Genomic DNA, 19,617 nt, shown 5'->3' on the forward strand with positions numbered 1-19,617 from the left:
GGGGGACACCGGCTTCCTACGAGCGCCAGGTGTCGGTGAGGGCGACGGTGCCGGAGGACGGCACGGTCGCGGTGCGGTTGGCTCCGGACTCCCATGTCACATGGCCCGCGGTGTCCTTGCGCAGGTACTTGTACGCGAAGGACGTGCCCGCGGGCAGGGACCGCTCCAGCTTCCAGAGCGGGTAGGACGAGGGGTCCAGCTTCAGGGCGGCGGCCGGGGCCCAGTTGCCGAGCTCCGGACGGTCGCCGGTGACGTAGATGTTCTCGCCGGGGACGGTGGTGGCGTGGACGGCGAACGAGGCGCCCGTCGCGGTGGACGAGCCGCACGAACGGGCGCCCGCGTGCAGGGCGACCGCCGTGTTCGCCGGCAGGGTCGCCGTGAACTGGCCGGAGGCGTTCACCGTCACACCCCGCCCGCTCTGGACGTCGCAGTAGTCGCCGGCCGGCAGCGACGTCTGGAACGTCCGGGTCAGGGCGGAGGGCTCGTGGTTGAGGGCTACGTAGGCCTTCGTGCCCCGGCCGAAGGCGATCGCGTCCGCGCCGTTGTCCCACCAGTTGGTGACGGCCTGGCCGGCCGAGACGTTGCGCAGGGCGACCATCGAGGCGATCTCCCGCCAGGCGTGCTGGCACTTCCAGCCGTCGGTGTAGCAGGAGTTGACCGTGCCGCCGTTCGGCGGGCCGGCGTCCTTGTCGGACCACTCGTAGCCGGAGTGGACGTCGGGCGAGCCGTAGGGCCAGGCCAGCATGAAGACGTTGGCGAGGGTGTAGTCGGCGCCGTTCTTGTAGTTGAGGGTGTCGCCGCCGCGCTCGGTGTCGTGGTTGTCGACGAAGACGCCGGCCTTCGCGGACTGCATGTAGCCCCAGCCCTCGCCGTAGTTCTTCAGGTAGGCGAGGTTCTCGTTCTGGAAGACCCGCTTGAGGTCGCGGGCGTACCGGAACTCCTGGACGTCGCCGTTGCCGAGGTACTCGGTGGGCGAGACCGCCTCCCCGGCGCCGTATATCGCCTCCTGCTTCCAGTACACGGACGGGTTGCTCAGGCGCGACTTCACGGCGGCGAGGTCGGCGGCGGGCATGTGCTTGGCGGCGTCTATACGGAAGCCGTCGACGCCCAGCGAGAGCAGGTCGTTCAGGTAGGCGGCGATGCGGTCGCGTACGTACGCCTCGCCGGTGTCGAGGTCGGCGAGGCCGACGAGTTCGCAGTTCTGGACGTTGCCGCGGTCCTGGTAGTTGGTGATCTGGGAGCGGCAGTCGTCCATGTCGGCGCCGGAGTAGACGCCGGGGTAGCCGTACTTGTCGTAGCTGGATCCGCCGGTGCCGGTGCCGGGCCCGGCGGCCATGTGGTTGATGACGGCGTCGGCGACGACCTTCACCCCTGCCGCGTGGCAGGTGTCGACCATGTTCTTGAAGGAGGTGCGGTCGCCGAGGCGGCCGGCGATCTTGTAGCTGACGGGCTGGTACGAGGTCCACCACTGGCTGCCCTGGATGTGTTCCTGGGGCGGGGAGACCTGGACGTAGCCGTATCCGGCGGGGCCGAGGGTGTCGGTGCAGGCCCGGGCGACCGAGTCGAACTTCCACTCGAAGAGGACGGCGGTGACGTCCTTGTCGCCGGGGGGATCGGCCTGCGCCTGTGGGGCGTACACCATCACACTGCACAGCACCCCCGCCGCCAGGGCGAGGGGCGCGATGCGTGGTCGGCGGGCTCTGGCACTTCTGCGGGCCATGAGGAGCCTCCTGAGTGAGGGGGAGGGATAGGCCTTGTGCGGGGCGGCTCGCCCGGTCCACAAGGCCCGTTCAGGAAACGTCTGAGAGTTCTTGCTGAAACAACGCAGAAACTTCTTGCAGACCGTACGAGCGCCCCGCCCGGCGGTCAACCCTTTCCGCGCCCCCTGTCCCGCCCGGGACGGCCGGGCCTACGCCCGGCGTACCTGCCCGGTCGAGCCGCGCACCACCAGCTCGGGCTGGAAGACGAACTCCGTGCGCTGCACGGGGTTTCCGTCGATCTCCTCGAGCAGGGCGCCGACCGCCGCGGTCGCCATCGCCTGCACCGGCTGGCGCACCGTGGTCAGCGGCGGGTCGGTGAAGGCGATCAGCTGCGAGTCGTCGAAGCCGACGACGGAGACGTCGCGCGGCACGTCGAGGCCCCTCGCGCGCACCGCGCGGATCGCGCCGAGGGCCATCATGTCGCTGCCGCAGACGATGCCGGTGCAGCCCTGGTCGAGCAGGGCGCCGGCCGCGGCCTGGCCGCCCTCGACCGTGAACAGGGTGGGTTTCACCAGCAGTTCGGCCTCGTCATGGGCGATGCCGAGGGATGCGTGCAGCGCCGCGACGAACCCCTCGGCCTTGCGGCGCGAGGGCACGTAGCGGGTCGGCCCGATGGCCAGGCCGATGCGTTCATGGCCCAGCTCGACCAGGTGCCGTACGGCCATCCGGGCCGCCGACCGGTCGTCCGGTGAGACGAAGGGGGCGGCGACGTGCTCGTTGTAGCCGTTGATGAGGACGAACGGCACCTTGCGGGCGGCGAGTTCGACGTACCGCGTGGGGTCGGCGGAGGTGTCGGCGTGCAGCCCCGACAGGAAGACGATGCCGGTGACACCGCGCTCCTCCAGCTGCTCGACGAGCTCGTCCTCGGTGGCGCCGCCCGGCATCTGGGTGCACAGGACCGGGGTGTAGCCGTGCCCGGCCAGGCTCTGCTCGATGACCTGGGCGAACGCCGGAAAGATGGGGTTGGTCAGCTCCGGGATCACCAGACCGACCAGACCGGCGCTGCGTCTGCGCAGCCGTACGGGACGTTCGTAGCCGAGCACGTCGAGTGCGGCGAGGACGCGGTGGCGGGTGGCGGCGGCCACGCCGGCCTTGCCGTTGAGGACGCGGCTGACCGTGGCCTCGCTGACATGGGCCTGCGCGGCGATGTCCGCGAGCCGCGGGGCGCTCTGTTCGGCGCCCCGCGGCCTGGGAAAGGTCACACCGCCCACCATGCGGCGGTGTCGGCGGGCACCTCGACAGTGCCGTCGGGGCCGTCCTCGGACGCGAGGTGCGCGCTGGCCAGCAGGAGCCGGCCGGGCGCGGGCAGCCGTACGGCCTTCTCCGTGGTGTTGACCGTGCAGACGAAGCCGTCCCGGCGGAAGGCGAGCACACCCTCGGGCGCGTCCAGCCACTCCACCGCCTCGCCCGCGCCGAGGCCCGGTATCTCGCGGCGCAGCGCGAGCGCGCCGCGGTAGAGCTCCAGGGTCGACGTGGGGTCGCCGGTCTGCGCCTCGACGCTCAGCTCGGCCCAGGTCGCGGGCTGCGGGAGCCAGCTGCCGCCGTCGCCGAAGCCGTACGAGGGGCCTTCGGCGGTCCACGGGATGGGCACCCGGCAGCCGTCGCGCAGGCCCTCCTGGCCGTTCTCCTTGAAGAAGGACGGGTCCTGGCGCACCTCGTCGGGCAGGTCGGTGACCTCGGGCAGGCCGAGCTCCTCGCCCTGGTAGATGTAGGCGGAGCCGGGCAGCGCCAGCATCAGCAGCGCGGCGGCCCGGGCACGGGCGAGGCCCTGTGCGCCGTCGCCGTACCGCGTGACATGGCGTACGACGTCGTGGTTGGAGAGCACCCAGGTGGTGGGGGCGCCGACCGGGCGCATGGCGTCCAGCGAGTCGTCGATCGCGGCGCGCAGCGCCTCGGCGTCCCAGCCGGTGCCCAGGTAGTGGAAGTTGAAGGCCTGGTGCAGCTCGTCGGGGCGCAGGTAGAGCGCGGTGCGCTCGGCGCTCGGGGTCCAGGCCTCGGCGACGCCGATGCGGTCGCCGGCGTACTCGTCGAGGACCTTGCGCCACGAGCGGTAGATCTCGTGGACGCCGTCCTGGTCGAAGAAGGGCAGGATCTGGTTGCCGAGGAGCTTGAGCTGCTCGCTGTGGCCGAGGTCGGGCAGGCCGGCGGCCTTGACGAGGCCGTGGGCGACGTCGATCCGGAAGCCGTCGGTGCCCATGTCGAGCCAGAACCGCAGGATGGAGCGGAACTCGTCCTGGACGGCCGGGTGTTCCCAGTTGAAGTCGGGCTGCTCGGGGGCGAAGAGGTGGAGGTACCACTCTCCCCCAGCCTCCGGCTGGGAGGTGCCCCCATTGCCGTCCGGCTCCGCGACACGCGTCCAGGCCGGGCCGCCGAAGATGGACTCCCAGTCGTTCGGGGGCTCCTCGCCGCCCTCACCCCGCCCGGGGCGGAAGTGGAAGCGTTCGCGCAGCGGGCTTCCGGGGCCTTCGCGCAGCGCCTGCTTGAACCATTCGTGCTGGTCGGAGCAGTGGTTGGGGACGAGGTCGACGATGATGCGCAGGCCCAGGGCGTGGGCTTCGCGGATGACGGCGTCCGCGTCGTGCAGGGTGCCGAACATCGGGTCGATGGCGCGGTAGTCGGCGACGTCGTAGCCGGCGTCGGCCTGCGGGGAGGCGTAGAAGGGGCTGAGCCAGACGGCGTCGACGCCGAGCTCCTTCAGGTACGGCAGCCGGCTGCGCACGCCTTCGAGATCGCCCATGCCGTCGCCGTTGCCGTCGGCGAAGCTGCGTGGATAGACCTGGTAGATCACCGCGTCACGCCACCAGCCGGGGGTGGTCCCGGTGGTCGGATTGGTGGGGGTAGCGAGGTGCTGGGTCATGTCTTCCCTGGTAGTCGTGGAGGGCGGGGCGTCAGGACTTGGTGGCGCCGGCGGTGAGCCCCGAGACGAGGTGGCGCTGGGCGAGTCCGAAGACGATCGCCGCGGGCACCGCGATGATCACGGCGGCGGCGGTCAGCGAACCCCAGTCGCTGGTGTACTGGTTGACGAAGGACTGCAGTCCGCCGGAGAGGGTGAGGTTCTCCTCGCCGGTCATGAAGGCGGAGGCGTAGGCGACTTCGGCCCAGCCGGTGATGAAGCTGTAGAACGCGGTGACCGCGAGGCCGGGCCGGGCGAGCGGCAGGACCAGCCGCCAGAAGACGCCGAAGGGGTTGAGTCCGTCGACGCGGCCGGCTTCGTCGATCTCGACGGGGATGCCGTCGAAGTAGCCCTTCATCATCCACGCGCAGAACGGCACGGCGATGGTGAGGTAGGTGATGACGAGGCCGATGGGCTGGTTGAGCAGGCCGAGGGTCGCCAGCAGGTTGTACAGCGGCACGATCAGGACGGCGACCGGGAACATCTGGGTGATGAGCAGCATCCACATCAGCGGGCGCATTCCGGGGAAGCGGAAGCGGCTGACGGCGTAGCCGGTGGTGGCCGAGATGAACACGCCGATGACGGTGGTCAGGCCGACGACGAGCAGGGAGTTGCCCAGCCAGTCGAGGAACGCGGTCTCGCCGAGGACGTGGCTGTAGTTGCCGAGAGTGAAGTCCTTGACGAGGGAGGTGTCGAAGGCCTCGGTCTTGGGCTTGAAGGAGGTGACCACGAGCCACAGCGGCGGGAAGACCGCGATGACGGAGGCGACCAGCAGGGTCAGGTGGAGGCCGACGGAGGCGAGCGGGGAGCGCTCGCCCCGGCCCCGTACCTTCTGCCTGGCCTGCTCGGTGGAGGACTTCGAGGGCACGGAGTGCGTCGAGGACATGGTCACCACACCTCTCCCTGCTTGCGGAGCGCGCGGCGGTAGACCACGGCGAAGAGCGACAGGAGCAGCAGGATCAGCACGCCCCAGGCGGCGGATCCGGCGAAGTCGCGGGGGCTGACGACGAAGGAGAGCCGGTACGCGTAGGTGACCAGGATCTCGGTGGAGTCGCCGGGGCCGCCCCGGGTGAGCAGGAAGATCACCGGGAACATGTTGAAGGTCCAGATGGAGCTGAGCAGGACCACGGTGGAGCTGACCGAGCGCAGTCCGGGCAGGGTGATGTGCCGGAAGCGCTGCCAGGCGCTCGCGCCGTCCATCTCGGCGGCCTCGTACAGCTCGCCCGGGATGGACTGCAGGCCGCCGAGCAGGGCGACGAGCATGAAGGGGATGCCGAGCCAGACGTTGACGGCGATCACGGAGATCTTCGCCCACATGGGGTCGTTGAGCCAGGAGATGGTGTCGAAGCCGCCGCCGGCGAGGAGCTTGTTGAAGAGTCCGCCGCGTTCGTTGAAGAGCAGCCGCCAGGTGAAGACGGAGACGAAGGCGGGCACGGCCCAGGGCAGGACGAGGGCCATGCGGTAGAAGCCGCGGCCCTTGATCTTGCGGTTGAGCATGGTGGCCAGGACGAGGCCGAGGGTGAAGGAGAGGGCGACACAGCTGACGGTCCACACGAGGGTCCAGCCGAGCCGGTCCCAGAAGACGCTGTCGGTGAGGGCGGCCGTGTAGTTGTCGAGGCCGACGTACTCGTAGGTCGCCGGGATGTGGTTGACGCCGATGGTGCGCTCGACGTTGGCCTCGTTGGCGTCCGTCAGCGACAGGTAGACGCCGCGGGCCAGCGGGTATCCGATGATCACGCCGATGACGATCACCACCGGGGCGACCATGCTCCAGGCGTACCAGTGGGTCGACAGCGCGCGGCGCAGCCGGCCCGGGTTCTTCTCAGTGCGGCGGCCGGGGCCGCGGGCGCTCTCGGCGCCCGCGGCCTTCGCCACCGACTGGCTGGTCTCGACAGCCATGTCGTCGGTCAGCCCTTCCCGTGACTTCCCTCGGTGCTTACTTGTAGTCCTTGAGCAGCTTGGAGTAGGCCTCTCCGCTGCTCTTGGCGGCCTGCTCGGGGCTGGCCTTGCCGGTCAGGACGTTGGCCATCTCGACCTTGAGGGGCTCGAAGAGGGCGTTGCCCTGGGGGATCCAGGGGCGCTCGACGGCCTTGTCGACGGCGGGCTTGAAGAACTTGACCATCTCGTTGCCGGCGACCGAGGGCACGGCGTACACGGAGGTACGGGTGGGCAGCAGGCTGAGCTTCTCGGTGGTCTGCTGCTGCACCTTGGCGGAGCTCATGTACTTGGCGAACTCGTAGGAGGCGTCGAGGTTCTTGGAACCGGCGTAGACGGAGAGGTTCCAGCCGCCCTGCGGGGAGGCCTGCTTGACGCTGCCGGCCGGGACGGGGGCGATGCCGAGGTTGGACTTGTCGGTGAACTGCTTGCCGGAGCGGGAGTCCTCGATGGCCCAGGGGCCGTTGAGCATCATCGCGACTTCGCCGTTCTTGAAGGCGTTCTGCATGTTGTTCCACCCGTCGGCGGCGTCGGTGATGGCCGCCTTCGAGTCGACGAGGTCCTTGATCGTGGCGAACGCCTTGGCACCGGCCGGGTCGTCGACGGTGATCTGCTTGTCCTTGGCGTTGACCATGTCGCCGCCCTCGCCGTAGAGGAAGGGCAGGAACCAGTAGGCGTCGTCGCCGCGCAGGTAGAAGCCGGTCTTGCCGGTCTTCTGCTTGATCTTGGCGGAGGCGGCCTTGAGCTCGGCGATGTTGGCGGGCGGCTTGGCGACCCCGGCGTCCTTGAGCATCTTCTTGTTGTAGAAGAGCGCCATGGTGTCGATGACCTGCGGGACCGCGTAGGTCTTGCCCTGGAACTTGGTGGAGGCGGCGGCCTGCGGGAGGTAGTCCTCGGCCTTGTCGATGGCTGCGGTGCCGTCCAGTGGGGCGAGGTATCCGAGGCTGGCGAAGTCGGCCACCCAGGCGACCTCGGTACGCATCACGTCCGGAGCGCCGGAGTTTCCGCCGGCCGCGTTCTTGAACTTGGAGTTCGCGTCGCCGAAGGGGACGTTGACGTACTTGACGTCGACGTCGGGGTGCAGCTTCTCGAAGCCCTCGGCCAGGGCCTGGTAGGTGCCCTTCTCGGCCTCGTTCGAGGTGTCCCAGAAAGTGACGGTGCCCGAGAGCTTGCCGCCCTTCTTGGCGCTGTCGCCCTTGCCGCCGCTGTCCCCACCGCACGCTGCCGTCGTCAGGGCCAGGGCCGCGACCAGCGCGGTGGCCGCTATGCCACGCCGCATGTGAACTCCTTCAAATGATCCCGGACGCTCCGTCGCGGCTCCGGGTTGCCAGAAACGTAACAGGGATGCAAATGAGCCGAAAGAGCTTGCGGCAATTTTCTGCAAGGGCGGCGGATCGTTACATCTGCGTGTCCCTAAGGTTGCCGATGGGTCGCTTGACAGACATGGGAAAGTCGGTGCGAGCTGGGGCGGGGCGGGGTTGCGGCCGCCGCGGGACCTCTGCAAGCCTTTCGTAAGCACTTGCAGGACCGTTTCAAGGCCGCCTGTCCTCTCGTTACCAGTGCGGCCCCCACCGCCACGGACCACGCGAGAGGGACACCCCCATGGCTCATGACCTCACCTCCCCCGCCCCGGTGCCGGACCAGCGTCTGGCCAGCCCCGACGACCGCCGGCGGAGGTGGTGGCGCGACGCCGTCATCTACCAGGTGTACGTCCGTTCCTTCGCGGACAGCGACGGGGACGGCGTCGGCGACCTGCGCGGCGTCCGCGCCCGCCTCCCCCATCTGCGCGACCTGGGCGTCGACGCCGTCTGGCTGACCCCCTTCTACGGCTCGCCGCAGGCCGACGGCGGCTACGACGTCGCCGACTACCGCGCGGTCGACCCGCTCTTCGGTGACCTCGCCGACGCCGACGACCTCGTACGGGCCGCCCATGAGCTGGGGCTGCGGATCATCGTGGACATCGTCCCCAACCACACCTCCGACCAGCACCCGTGGTTCCTCGAGGCCCTCGCCGACGGCCCCGGCTCCCCGGCGCGCGAGCGGTTCCTCTTCCGTCCCGGGCGCGGCGAGAACGGCGAACTGCCGCCGAACGACTGGGAGTCCGTCTTCGGCGGCCCGGCCTGGACCCGGGTCGCGGACGGCGAGTGGTATCTCCACCTCTTCGCCCCCGAGCAGCCCGACCTGGACTGGGAGAGCCCCGAGGTCCGGGCGGAGTTCGAGTCCGTGCTGCGGTTCTGGCTCGATCTGGGCGTCGACGGCTTCCGGATCGACGTCGCCCACGGCATGGTCAAGGCCGCCGGGCTGCCCGACATCGGCCGCACCGAACAGGCCCGGCTCATCGGCAACCAGGTCCTCCCCTTCTTCGACCAGGACGGCGTGCACGAGATCCACCGCACCTGGCGCCGGCTGCTCGACTCCTACCCGGGCGAGCGGATCGGCGTCGCCGAGGCCTGGGCGCCCACCCCGGAGCGGCTCGCCCTGTACGTACGCCCCGACGAGCTGCACCAGGCCTTCAACTTCCAGTTCCTGAACTGCCCCTGGGACGCCCCCGCGATGCGCCGGGTGATCGACGACTCGCTCGCCGCCACCGCCTCCGTCGGCGCCCCCACCACCTGGGTGCTCTCCAACCACGACGTGGTACGTCACACCACACGCTACGGAGAAGGGGACACCGGTCTGCGCCGCGCCCGGGCCGCCGCGCTGCTGATGCTGGCCCTGCCCGGCTCCGTGTACGTCTACCAGGGCGAGGAGCTGGGCCTGCCCGAGGTCACCGATCTGCCCGACGAGGTCCGCCAGGACCCGGCGTTCCGCCGCACCGCCGGCCAGGAGGGCCTGCGCGACGGCTGCCGGGTGCCCATCCCGTGGACCGTCCAAGGACCCTCGTACGGCTTCGGCGACGGCGGCAGCTGGCTCCCGCAGCCCGCCTCCTGGGCCAAGCTGAGCGTCGAGGCGCAGAGCGGCGACCCGCTGTCCACGCTGGAGCTCTACCGCTCCGCCCTCACCCTGCGGCGCGAGCTCCCCGGCCTCGGGGACGGCGCCATGGAGTGGCGCGAGGCCCCGGAAGGGCTGCTCGTCTTCGCCCGCCCGGGCCTCGTCTGCACCTTCAACACCCTCGGCAGGGACGTCGAACTCCCCCGCCCCGGGCGCCGGGTGCTCTCCAGCGTCCCCTGGCAGCCCGAGGACTCCACCACCGGCGAAACCGTCCTTGTTCCCGCCGATTCCTGCACGTGGTGGGCAATCTGACGCGCGACCGGTACAGTCCCATCCCATGACCGCGCGGCTCTCCGACATCGCAGCCCAGGCGGGGGTCAGTGAGGCCACAGTCAGCCGCGTTCTCAACGGCAAGCCGGGCGTGGCCACCGCCACCCGCGAGTCCGTGCTCGCCGCGCTCGACGTCCTCGGCTACGAACGGCCCGTACGGCTGCGCCAGCGCAGTGCGGGCCTGGTCGGGCTGATAACGCCGGAGCTGGACAACCCCATCTTTCCCGCCCTGGCGCAGGTCATCGGCCAGGCCCTGACCCGCCAGGGATACACCCCGGTCCTGGCCACCCAGACGCCCGGCGGCTCCACCGAGGACGAGCTGACCGAGATGCTGGTGGACCGGGGGGGTCTCCGGGATCATCTTCGTCTCCGGCCTGCACGCGGACACCACCGCCGACACCCAGCGCTACGACCAGCTGCGCGGCCAGGGTGTCCCCTTCGTCCTCATCAACGGCTTCTCGCCCAAGATCCAGGCCCCTTTCGTCTCGCCCGACGACCGGGCGGCGATGCGGCTGGCCGTGACGCACCTGGTGGCGCTCGGGCACACCCGGATCGGCCTCGCGGTCGGGCCGAAACGGTTCGTGCCGGTCCAGCGGAAGATCGAGGGGTTCCGGCTCGGCATGGCCGAGCGGCTCGGGCTGTCCACCGAGGACGCCGACGCCCTGATCGAGCACTCCCTGTACACGCTGGAGGGCGGCCAGGCGGCCGCCGCCGCGCTCATCTCCCGGGGCTGCACCGCCGTGGTGTGCGCCAGCGACATGATGGCGCTCGGCGCGATCCGGGCCGCCCGTCAGCAGGGTCTGGAGGTCCCCCGGGACGTCTCGGTGGTGGGCTTCGACGACTCCCCGCTGATAGCGTTCACCGACCCGCCGCTGACCACGATCCGGCAGCCGGTGCAGGCCATGGGGCAGGCCGCGGTCAGGGCCCTGCTGGAGGAGATCGGTGGCACACCGGCTCCGCACAGCGAATTCGTCTTCCTCCCCGAGCTGGTGGTCCGTGGTTCCACGGCCTCCGGGCCTCAGGGACAGCGGTCCTCCGAAAGACGGAGCGGTCGCGCCGAAGACCCGACCGACGGATGATCGGTAGGGGTACCCGTATCTGGCAACCTTCTCCCCATGGGTGAATCGACCGTGAGAACACTGGAAGGCCGTACGGCCCCGCCGTCACCCATCGACGGGTCCGACGAGCTCGACGAACGGCCTGGCACGCAGGACCCCCGCCCGCCGGCCTGGAGCCCCCGGGCTCGTACCCCGCGCAGGCCCCGGCTGTGGTTCGAGATCCTGCTGATCGCGGTGAGTTACTGGACGTACTCGCTGATCCGCAACGCCGTTCCGGAGCAGAAGGCCGAGGCGCTGGCCAACGCCGACTGGATCTGGCGGGCGGAGCAGTCCCTTGGTCTCGCGTTCGAGGAGTCGGTCAACCACGCCGTGAACTCGGTGACGTGGCTGATCGTGGGGATGAACTACTACTACGCCACCTTGCACTTCGTCGTGACGATCGGTGTGCTCGTGTGGCTGTACCGCTGGCAGCCGGGCCGTTACGCGGCGGCGCGCACGATCCTCTTCGCGACCACAGGTGTGGCCCTGGTCGGTTACTACCTGTATCCGCTCGCGCCGCCACGGTTGATGAACGGCCAGAGCTTCATCGACACGGTGCTGGTCCACCACACCTGGGGCTCGATGGCGTCGGGCAACCTCAAGAACATGTCGAACCAGTACGCGGCGATGCCGTCGATGCACATCGGCTGGTCGCTGTGGAGCGGTCTCATCATCTTCGCCCTGGCCACCGCCCCCTGGGCGCGGATCCTCGGCCTGCTCTACCCCGCCGGCACCCTGGTCGTGATCGTGGCGACCGCCAACCACTTCTGGCTGGACGCGGTCGGCGGCCTGATCTGCCTGGCCTTCGGTTTCGCCGTCTCCTACCTCTGGTACGGGGCGCGGCCGCAGGGGCTGCCGAAGCTGGTGGGTCCCGAGCGGGCCGAGCCGGCGGGCCCGCCCCCGGTGGCGGAGGCGGACCCCGCGGCAGACCCGGCCCAGGAGACGGTCAGCTCCGGTAGGTGACCTGCGGCGGCCATGGTGAGCCGGATCGGCGCCTGCTCGGTCTCGTCGGCCGGCGCTTCGACCGGGTCGACGGTGAACGCGGTCAGATCGGCGCGGTACCCCGCCTCGATCCGGCCCGCGACGGCTTCCTCGCCCGCCGCGAAGGCGGCGTGCGAGGTGCAGCCCTCCAGCGCCGTCAGCCCGGTCAGCCCGCGGCGGCGCCGCGCGGGCGCCGGGCCGTGGCGAGGACCTGCCGGGCGTCGTGGTGGGCGATCGGCCAGTCCGAGCCGAGCGCCAGCCGGGCACCGGCGTCGCGCAGGTCGCGGCAGCGCCAGGCCCGGGCGGCCCGCTCGTCGCCGAGCCGCTTGGACCACTCGTCGGTGCCGATGGCGTGCGTGGCCGTGCCGTCCCCGGCCTCGTGCGGATGACGTACGGCGGCGGTGTACGCGGCCGGGTCGGGCCAGAAGGCGGCGGTGCCCTGGCCGTGGCAGTCGGCGTGCTCCAGCCAGGCGGTGCGCCCTCGACCGTGCCGTCCATGAAGAACTTCACCCCGCCGACCCGCCACCTGCGCCCCGAGAGCCCCTGGAGCCGTACGAGCTCCGCCAGCCCCTCCGGTCCGGCGCCCGGCATGCACCAGGGGGCCAGGCGCAGCCGCGGCGGCAGCTCGCCGTCCTCCTCGACGGAGCGGAGCAGGCCCAGTACGTCGTCGCCGCCCATGCGGGTTCCCGCGCACGCCAAATGGCGGGCCCAGACCCAGCGGGCGGTGGAGAACTTCCCGGTGTCCGGGCAGCGTCTGGAGCGCGCCCACATCAGAGCCCTGGCCCAGATCAAGGCGGCCGCCGCGAAGGTCAACGCCGAACTGGGGTCCATGAGTGGGCGCCGGTCAGGCCGGTGGCGGCCATGGCGGAGAGCGGACCGAGCAGGGCCGTGCGGCGTTCGGCGCGGGGGCGCGCGGGCGCGGAGTCGTAGGGTCCCGGTCACCGGCAGCGTACGGCGCCGGTGGCCACCGCCCGGTCGCCCCGCACCACCCCGCCCGGGGCTACGCGCCGTAGAACAGTTCCTCGACCACCGCCCGCGCCCGCCGGGTGATCCGCCGGTAGTCGTCGAGCATGTCGCCGACATGGCCCGGCCCGTACCCCAAGTAGCGTGCCAGCGCCGCCAGTTCGCGGCCGTCCGAGGGGAAGGTGTCCCCCGGGCGGCCGCGGACCAGCATCACGCCGTTGCGGACGCGGGTGGCCAGGATCCAGGCGTCGTCGAGGATCTGGGCGTCCTCGGTGGGCAGGAGCCGGGCCGCGTGGGCGGCGGCCAGTGCCTCGCGGGTGCGGGTGGTGCGCAGGCCGGGCTCGGCCCAGCCGTGCCGCATCTGGAGCAGCTGGACGGTCCATTCGACGTCGCTCAGCCCGCCCCGGCCCAGCTTGGTGTGGAGGGTGGGGTCGGCGCCGCGCGGCAGGCGCTCGGACTCCATCCGGGCCTTGAGGCGGCGGATCTCGCGCACCGCGTCCTCGCCGAGGCCCTCCGCCGGGTAGCGCAGCGGGTCGATCAGATCGATGAACCGGGCCCCGAGCCCGGCGTCGCCGGCCATCGGCGCGGCGCGCAGCAGGGCCTGGCTCTCCCAGACCAGCGACCAGCGGCGGTAGTAGGCCTCGTACGACTTGAGGGTGCGGACCAGCGGGCCGCTCTTGCCCTCCGGGCGCAGATCCGCGTCGATGAGCAATGGCGGGTCGGTCGTGGGGAGTTGGAGGACCCTGCGCATCTCGGCGACGACGGCGCCGGCCGCCCGGGCGGCCTCCTGCTCGTCGACGCCCTCGCGCGGCTCGTGGACGAAGAGCACATCGGCGTCGGAGCCGTAGCTCAGTTCGTGGCCGCCGAAGCGGCCCATGCCGATGACGGCGAACCGGGTGGGCAGTTCGTCGCCCCATCCGGCGCGTACGACGGCCCGCAGCGCGCCGGCGAGGGTGGCGGCGTTCAGGTCGGTCACGGCGTCGCCGACCCGGTCGACGAGCGCGCCCGCGTCGACCTCGGCGGGCCGGTCCTCGGTGCCGTAGGAGGCGATGAGGTCGCCCGCGGCGGTACGGAACAGCTCGCGGCGGCGGACGCCGCGGGCCGCGGCGACGGCCTGTTCGGCGTCGTCGGCGCGGCCGACGGCGGCCAGGATCTCCTGTTCCAGGTGGTCGCGGCCGCGCGCTCCGAGGCCCTCGGGGTCGCCGAGGATCGCGACCGCCTCGGGGGCGCGCAGCAGCAGGTCGGGGGCGAGGCGGCCGGCGGAGAGCACCCGCGCGAGGTTCTCGGCGGCGGCGCCCTCGTCCCGTAGCAGCCGTAGGTACCAGGGGGTCTTGCCGAGGGCGTCGGAGACCTTGCGGAAGCCGAGGAGACCGGCGTCCGGGTCGGCGGAGTCGGCGAACCAGCCGAGCAGGACCGGCAGCAGGGTGCGCTGGATGGCGGCCTTGCGGGTGACGCCGGAGGACAGGGCCTCCAGGTGGCGCAGGGCGGAGGCGGGGTCGGCGTAGCCGAGGGCCTCCAGGCGTTCACGGGCGGCGCTGGCGCTGAGCCGTCGCTCGCCGGGGGCGAGCTGGGCGACGGCGTCGAGGAGGGGCCGGTAGAAGATCTTCTCGTGGAGGCGGCGGACCACGCCCGCGTGCCGCCGCCATTCGCGGGTGACCTCGGTGACCGGGTCGGTGCGCAGCCCGAGCGAGCGGCCGAGGCGGCGCAGATCGGGCTCGCCCTCGGGGACGAGGTGGGTGCGGCGCAGCCGGTAGAGCTGGATGCGGTGTTCCATGGCGCGCAGGAAGCGGTACGCCTCGTCGAGCTGGGCGGCGTCGGCGCGGCCCACGTACCCGCCGCCGGCGAGGGCGCCGAGGGCGTCGAGTGTCGTACCACTGTGCAATGTGGCATCGCTGCGGCCGTGCACGAGCTGGAGCAGCTGGACGGCGAACTCGACGTCCCGCAGCCCGCCGGGGCCGAGCTTCAGCTCACGCTCTATCTGTGCGGCGGGGATGTTGTCGACGACCCGGCGGCGCATCTTCTGCACGTCGGCGACGAAGTTCTCGCGCTCGGCGGCCTGCCAGACGAGCGGGGAGACGGCGTCGATGTAGGCGGCGCCGAGCTCCGGGTCGCCGGCCACCGCGCGGGCCTTGAGCAGGGCCTGGAACTCCCAGGTTTTGGCCCAGCGCTGGTAGTAGGCGAGGTGGGAGGAGAGGGTGCGGACGAGGGGGCCGTTGCGGCCCTCGGGGCGCAGGTTGGCGTCGACGGGCCAGATGGTGCCCTCGACGGTCGTCTCGGAGCAGATCCGCATGAGATGGGAGGCGAGACGGGTGGCGGCCTGCAGGGCCTTGCCCTCGTCGGCGCCGTCGACCGGCTCCCCGACGAAGATCACGTCGACGTCGGAGACGTAGTTGAGCTCATGGCCGCCGCACTTGCCCATGGCGATGACGGCGAGCCGGCACTGGGCGGCGTCGGCGGGCGCGGCGGTACGGGCGATGGCGAGCGCGGCGCGCAGGGTGGCGGTGGCGAGATCGGCCAGCTCGGCGGCGGTCTCGGCGACGTCGATGGTGCCGCAGACGTCCCGGGCGGCTATGGCGAGCAGGCAGCGGCGGTAGGCGACGCGCAGGGAGACGGCGTCGGTGGCGTCGGCGAGGCCCCGCTCGAACTCGGCGACGCCGGGGTGGAGATCCGCGGACTCGTAGGCGGCGAGGGCGCGCCAGTCGCCGGGGTGGCGGGCCAGGTGGTCACCGAGGGCCTCCGACGCGCCGAGTACGCCGAGGAGCCGGTCCCGTAGCGGCTTCGCGCCGATCAGGGTCGACAGCAGTCCGTGCCGCTGGTCGTCGGGCTGTGCCTCGACGAGCCGGACGAGCCCGCGCAGGGCGAGGTCGGGGTCGGCGGTGGCGCCGAGCGCGTCGAGGAGGACGGAGTCGTCCCGTACGGGCGCCAGGTCGGGCAGGTCGAGCAGCCGCTCGGCGGCGGACGGATCGGTGAATCCGTGCCGCAGCAGCCGCGTGAACGTACTGCTTCTGCGTCCGGGCACTGTCATCCCGCCGTCTCCCTGTCCTGCGATCAAGGTCCAGGCCGAGCCTATCCGCAGGGCGTCGCGGGGGCGCGTACGAGGCCTTCGCCGCGCTTGCGCCGGGGGTTGCACGGGGCGGCGACGGGGTGTGAGGCGGGGCAGCGCCCGGAGTTGGCACGGGGCGGCGCCGGGGGGTGAGGCGGCCCGGCACCCCGGTGTCCGGTATGCCCCAGGGCGTGCCATGTGACCCGCGTATCACGTGACATACGCCATGTTCTTCGCCGTTCGCCGCCGATGAACCGTATTCATGGAAATTCCGTCTTCTTTGCCGCTCCCGGCCGTCCGGCCCGGAGCCGGCCCTGCCTGCACGAAAGTCCTACGCCCATGCCGCCGCGCTCCCGCCGCCCCCGTCGTTCTCGTCGACGCCTTCTTCTGGCGATCGCCGTGACCCTGACCGCGCTCACCGGCGCGACCGCCGGGACGCTGTGGCTGACGTCGTCGTCGGTCGACGCCTCCGACGTGCCGAGCCGGGGCGTGCCGGTCGAGGCAGCGATGAAGCCCGTACGTACCGACGGGACCGCGGTCGTGCAGATCATGGCGCACCCGGACGACGACCTGTTCTTCATGAACCCGGACACCGCCCAGTCCATACGCTCCGGCAACAGCCTCGCCTCCGTGTACCTGACCGCGGGTGAGTCGGACGGCGTCAACGCCCGCCGGGACGACGCCCACAAGCCCAAGCCGGACAAGGCCGCCTACGCCGAGGCCCGCCAGAACGGCATACGCGCGGCCTACGCCGAGATGGCCACCGGCAACCGCACCAGCCCCTGGGACCGCACCGCGATACCCACCGAGGGCGGCGGCCTCGCCGAGCTGGACACGCTGCGCGCCAAGCCGCAGATCAGTCTGGTGTGGGTGCAGCTGCGCGAGGCCGGTTCGATCAGCGGCGACCGGCCGCACAGCCTGCACGGACTGTGGGACGGCCGGATCGGCTCGCTCGACTCCCAGCGGGCCGCCGGGACGCCGGTCCGCCAGGACTTCTCGTACACCAAGGAGCAGGTCGTCGACACCGTCGCCGGACTGCTGGAGCGGTTCCGGCCGACGTTCGTACGGATGCAGGACCCGACGCCGGGCCGCGACGCCGGGTCGGGGAAGTACGCGGACCACCAGGACCACATGTACGGGGCGCGGTTCGCCCAGGCGGCGCTCGCGCGCTACGCCGAGGTGCCGGGCCGTCCCGCCTTCGGGGTCCAGAACTACCTGGGCTATTTCACCGGCGGCCTGCCGCACACCCTGGACCGCAAGTCGTTCGGGGAGAAGCTGCACACGCTGAAGACCTACGCCTGGACGGACCACACCGACTACTGCGAGGACCCCGCGGGCTGCGGTGACCGGAAGGTCGCGGCGCGGCCGGCCGGGCACGGCTGGGCGCAGTCGGTGCGCTACACGCGCGGTTCGTCCACGTCGTGGGTGCAGCGCGGCGGCGACGGCTCGCTGTGGGCGTTCTCCGTGCTCGACGGCCGGCTCGCGGTGTGGCGGAAGCCGGTGGGCGCCGCCTCCGCCTGGAGCGGGCCGACGATGACGGCCGGGACGGGCCTGGACGCGGGCGTGACGTCCGCACGGCTCCCGGACGGCCGGATCGCGGTCTTCGCCACCCGTACGACGCTCGGCGAGAGCGCGGAGCAGTACCGGCGTGACGTGGTGACCTCGGTGCAGGCCACCGTGGGCGGGGCGTTCGGGCCGTGGCGTTCGCTCGGGACGCCCGAGCGGGACGACCGTACGTCCACCTCCGACATCAGCGCGCCCGCGGTGACCGTGGACGCGCGGGGCCATGTGACCGTGTACGTACGCGACGGCCGCTACCGCCTCACCTCCACGGCGCAGCGCGCGGACGGCGGCTGGTCGCCGTGGCGGTCCCTGGGCGGACACGACATCCACGGCGACCCGGTGGCCGCCACCGACGCGCACGGCCGTGGCTACGTCTTCGCGGCGACCCCGAAGACCGTGCTGGCCTGGACGCAGCGGACGCCCGGCGGGCCGCTGACCGGCCCGGTGGCGACGGGGCTGCCGCCGACGACGCTGTCGCTGAGCGTGGGCCCCGACGGGGACGAGGGCGACGGCGTGCGGCTGTGGTTCCGCGCGCCGGGCTCGGGCGACGTGCGCAGCGCCCGGTTCGCCGGCAGCGGCCTGGCGTCCCCGGTCACGGAGCTGACGGGCGGGGTGGCCGGCTGGGGCCCGGTCAGCGGCGGCGAGGGGCTGGTCGCGGCCCGTTCCCGAAGCGGCGGCCTGGCGACCGCGCAGCCGGGCGGCGCGGGGAAGAAGCCCTGGACGCTGTCGGCGCCGCTGTTCTCGGGCGCGCCCAGCGGGATCGGGGGCGGCGAGGCGGCCGGTACGGGTGGCGTGGCAACGATCGGTCTGGACGGGCGACTGAACTGGACGCCTTCCCGGCGATGAGTTCCGTTCCGTGGCACGGTCATTCCTGAGGAAGCGACCGCCTGCAGGTGAGCGCCGGCGGGTGACCGACACCGGAGGGCCGTGCCATGGAGCAGCCGACGACCGAACTCGACCCGCGCTACAGCGACGACAAGGCCGCGCCGACGCCGTGGTCCGATGCGGTGGCGAGGCTCCGCGCCGCGGAGGTGTTCTGGCTGACGACGGTCCGTCCGGACGGCCGCCCGCACGTGACGCCGCTGATCGCGGTCTGGTGGGACGGAAGCCTGCACTTCTGCACCGGCGCCGACGAGCGCAAGGCCCGTAACCTCGCGCACAATCGGGAGGTCGTCCTCACCACGGGCACGAACTCCCTCGGCGAGGGGTTCGACGTGGTGGTCGAGGGCGAGGCCGTACGGGTGACGGACGAGGCGCGTCTGAGTGAACTCGCCGCCGCCTACGAGGAGAAGTACGGCCCCGACTGGCACTTCGACGTACGCGACGGCGCGTTCCAGGGAGACGGCCATCAGGCCCTGGTGTTCGCCGTCGCGCCCCGTACGGCCTTCGGTTTCGCCAAGGGCGAGCCGTACGGTCAGACCCGCTGGCGCTTCTGACGTGACTTGAGGAGATCCGATGAACTGGACGCTCGAAGTGGTCCCGGTCCCCGCCACCGACCTGGACCGGTCGAAGGAGTTCTACGCCGACAAGGTCGGCTTCAAGGTGGACCTGGACGACGAGGTCGCTCCCGGTATGCGCATCATCCAGCTGACCCCGCCGGGCTCGCGCTGTTCGGTGGCGCTGCTCTCGGGCATGCCGACGGCCCCCGGTTCGAAGAACATGGCGCCCGGCACCCTGCACGGCCTCCAGCTCTGCGTCACCGACATCGAGTCGGCCCGCGCCCAGCTCCTCGACCGCGGCGTGGAGGTGGGCCCGGTCCAGCACGTGGGCGCGGCGGGCTGGGAGGACGGCAAGGGCGAGACCTGGAACTCCTTCATGACCTTCGCGGACCCGGACGGCAACACCTGGGTCGTCCAGGAGGCCCCCTCCGAACTCTCCGAACGCTGACACCGCGTCGGGGAACGATGGGGGCCCCGCCGGGGGTCCCCGTCGTTTTCCGACACGGCTGCCGGCCTGACCAGTGGTCGGCTAGCTGAACACCACGTCTGCCATCTCCTCCACCCAGTACCTGACGCGGTGCCAACGGCGGCAGAACCGCTTGGGCCGGCCCCACCGGCGCTCATCGAGCGGCCGGTGACACTGCTTGCACCGCTTCATAGGCGTCTGCTCTTCCCCCATGGC

12 protein-coding genes and 3 pseudogenes are annotated in these 19,617 nt (G+C 71.8%); 7 read left to right on the forward strand and 8 right to left on the reverse strand.

Features of this window, described 5'->3' with window-relative positions:
* Window positions 1-16: 16 nt before the first annotated feature.
* From IEZ01_RS09005 to IEZ01_RS09030, 6 genes are all read right to left on the reverse strand, one after another.
* Window positions 17-1,720, reverse strand: a complete 1,704-nt coding sequence (locus IEZ01_RS09005; RefSeq protein WP_040875117.1) for a carbohydrate-binding module family 20 domain-containing protein — start codon at window positions 1,718-1,720, stop codon at window positions 17-19.
* 189 nt (window positions 1,721-1,909) lie between these two features.
* The gene (locus tag IEZ01_RS09010) at window positions 1,910-2,971 is read right to left on the reverse strand and encodes a LacI family DNA-binding transcriptional regulator (RefSeq protein ID WP_028797451.1); all 1,062 of its coding nucleotides are present in this window, start codon (window positions 2,969-2,971) and stop codon (window positions 1,910-1,912) included.
* Entirely contained in the window at window positions 2,959-4,617 is a 1,659-nt protein-coding gene (locus IEZ01_RS09015; protein ID WP_019885743.1) for a glycoside hydrolase family 13 protein, read from the reverse strand. The genes IEZ01_RS09010 and IEZ01_RS09015 overlap by 13 nt, the downstream gene beginning before the upstream one ends.
* Window positions 4,618-4,648: 31 nt before the next feature.
* Entirely contained in the window at window positions 4,649-5,539 is an 891-nt protein-coding gene (locus tag IEZ01_RS09020; protein ID WP_189200895.1) for a sugar ABC transporter permease, read from the reverse strand.
* A gap of 2 nt (window positions 5,540-5,541) precedes the next feature.
* Entirely contained in the window at window positions 5,542-6,552 is a 1,011-nt protein-coding gene (locus tag IEZ01_RS09025; RefSeq protein ID WP_019885747.1) for a carbohydrate ABC transporter permease, read from the reverse strand.
* A gap of 37 nt (window positions 6,553-6,589) precedes the next feature.
* A complete protein-coding gene (locus IEZ01_RS09030; protein WP_019885748.1) occupies window positions 6,590-7,867 on the reverse strand; it encodes an extracellular solute-binding protein in 1,278 nt (425 codons plus the stop codon).
* 323 nt (window positions 7,868-8,190) lie between these two features.
* Between IEZ01_RS09030 and IEZ01_RS09035 the strand changes: the two genes are divergently transcribed.
* The 3 genes and pseudogenes from IEZ01_RS09035 (at window position 8,191) to IEZ01_RS09045 (ending at window position 11,909) form a co-directional block, all read left to right on the forward strand.
* Window positions 8,191-9,831, forward strand: a complete 1,641-nt coding sequence (locus IEZ01_RS09035) for a glycoside hydrolase family 13 protein (RefSeq protein WP_019885752.1) — start codon at window positions 8,191-8,193, stop codon at window positions 9,829-9,831.
* Between the two features lie 25 nt (window positions 9,832-9,856).
* Window positions 9,857-10,928: pseudogene (locus tag IEZ01_RS09040) on the forward strand (LacI family DNA-binding transcriptional regulator).
* A 36-nt stretch (window positions 10,929-10,964) separates the two neighbouring features.
* A complete protein-coding gene (locus IEZ01_RS09045) occupies window positions 10,965-11,909 on the forward strand; it encodes a phosphatase PAP2 family protein (RefSeq protein ID WP_040875118.1) in 945 nt (314 codons plus the stop codon).
* A gap of 11 nt (window positions 11,910-11,920) precedes the next feature.
* On the opposite strand, the pseudogene IEZ01_RS09050 reads toward IEZ01_RS09045, so the two are convergent.
* A pseudogene (locus tag IEZ01_RS09050) lies at window positions 11,921-12,605 on the reverse strand (amidohydrolase family protein); the annotation flags it as partial.
* Between IEZ01_RS09050 and aspA the strand changes: the two are divergent.
* Window positions 12,604-12,753: pseudogene (gene aspA / locus IEZ01_RS35850) on the forward strand (aspartate ammonia-lyase); the annotation flags it as partial. The pseudogenes IEZ01_RS09050 and aspA sit on opposite strands and share 2 nt — an antisense overlap.
* 174 nt (window positions 12,754-12,927) lie before the next feature.
* Here aspA and IEZ01_RS09055 read toward each other — a convergent pair.
* A complete protein-coding gene (locus IEZ01_RS09055; RefSeq protein ID WP_189200897.1) occupies window positions 12,928-15,915 on the reverse strand; it encodes a bifunctional [glutamine synthetase] adenylyltransferase/[glutamine synthetase]-adenylyl-L-tyrosine phosphorylase in 2,988 nt (995 codons plus the stop codon).
* A 357-nt stretch (window positions 15,916-16,272) separates the two neighbouring features.
* On the opposite strand from IEZ01_RS09055, the gene IEZ01_RS09060 reads away from it, so the two are divergent.
* The 3 genes from IEZ01_RS09060 (at window position 16,273) to IEZ01_RS09070 (ending at window position 19,383) form a co-directional block, all read left to right on the forward strand.
* The gene (locus IEZ01_RS09060) at window positions 16,273-18,342 is read left to right on the forward strand and encodes a PIG-L family deacetylase (RefSeq protein WP_028797454.1); all 2,070 of its coding nucleotides are present in this window, start codon (window positions 16,273-16,275) and stop codon (window positions 18,340-18,342) included.
* Window positions 18,343-18,428: 86 nt separating this feature from the next.
* Complete coding sequence (locus IEZ01_RS09065; protein WP_019885757.1) at window positions 18,429-18,932, forward strand: pyridoxamine 5'-phosphate oxidase family protein; 504 nt, start codon at window positions 18,429-18,431, stop codon at window positions 18,930-18,932.
* Window positions 18,933-18,951: 19 nt separating this feature from the next.
* Window positions 18,952-19,383, forward strand: coding sequence for a VOC family protein (locus IEZ01_RS09070; protein WP_019885758.1), 432 nt, complete (start codon window positions 18,952-18,954; stop codon window positions 19,381-19,383).
* Window positions 19,384-19,617 lie beyond the last annotated feature (234 nt).

The sequence above is a fragment of the Streptomyces purpureus genome (assembly GCF_014648195.1).
GTDB lineage: Bacteria > Actinomycetota > Actinomycetes > Streptomycetales > Streptomycetaceae > Streptomyces > Streptomyces purpureus.

What these genes read in the sequence shown, in the direction of transcription:
- IEZ01_RS09005 (WP_040875117.1), bottom strand. Translation starts at nt 1,720, where the DNA reads ATGGCCCGCAGAAGTGCCAGAGCCCGCCGACCACGCATCGCGCCCCTC.
- IEZ01_RS09015 (WP_019885743.1), bottom strand. Translation starts at nt 4,617, where the DNA reads ATGACCCAGCACCTCGCTACCCCCACCAATCCGACCACCGGGACCACC.
- IEZ01_RS09020 (WP_189200895.1), bottom strand. Translation starts at nt 5,539, where the DNA reads ATGTCCTCGACGCACTCCGTGCCCTCGAAGTCCTCCACCGAGCAGGCC.
- IEZ01_RS09025 (WP_019885747.1), bottom strand. Translation starts at nt 6,552, where the DNA reads ATGGCTGTCGAGACCAGCCAGTCGGTGGCGAAGGCCGCGGGCGCCGAG.
- IEZ01_RS09030 (WP_019885748.1), bottom strand. Translation starts at nt 7,867, where the DNA reads ATGCGGCGTGGCATAGCGGCCACCGCGCTGGTCGCGGCCCTGGCCCTG.
- IEZ01_RS09035 (WP_019885752.1), top strand. Translation starts at nt 8,191, where the DNA reads ATGGCTCATGACCTCACCTCCCCCGCCCCGGTGCCGGACCAGCGTCTG.
- IEZ01_RS09045 (WP_040875118.1), top strand. Translation starts at nt 10,965, where the DNA reads ATGGGTGAATCGACCGTGAGAACACTGGAAGGCCGTACGGCCCCGCCG.
- IEZ01_RS09055 (WP_189200897.1), bottom strand. Translation starts at nt 15,915, where the DNA reads ATGACAGTGCCCGGACGCAGAAGCAGTACGTTCACGCGGCTGCTGCGG.
- IEZ01_RS09060 (WP_028797454.1), top strand. Translation starts at nt 16,273, where the DNA reads ATGCCGCCGCGCTCCCGCCGCCCCCGTCGTTCTCGTCGACGCCTTCTT.
- IEZ01_RS09065 (WP_019885757.1), top strand. Translation starts at nt 18,429, where the DNA reads ATGGAGCAGCCGACGACCGAACTCGACCCGCGCTACAGCGACGACAAG.
- IEZ01_RS09070 (WP_019885758.1), top strand. Translation starts at nt 18,952, where the DNA reads ATGAACTGGACGCTCGAAGTGGTCCCGGTCCCCGCCACCGACCTGGAC.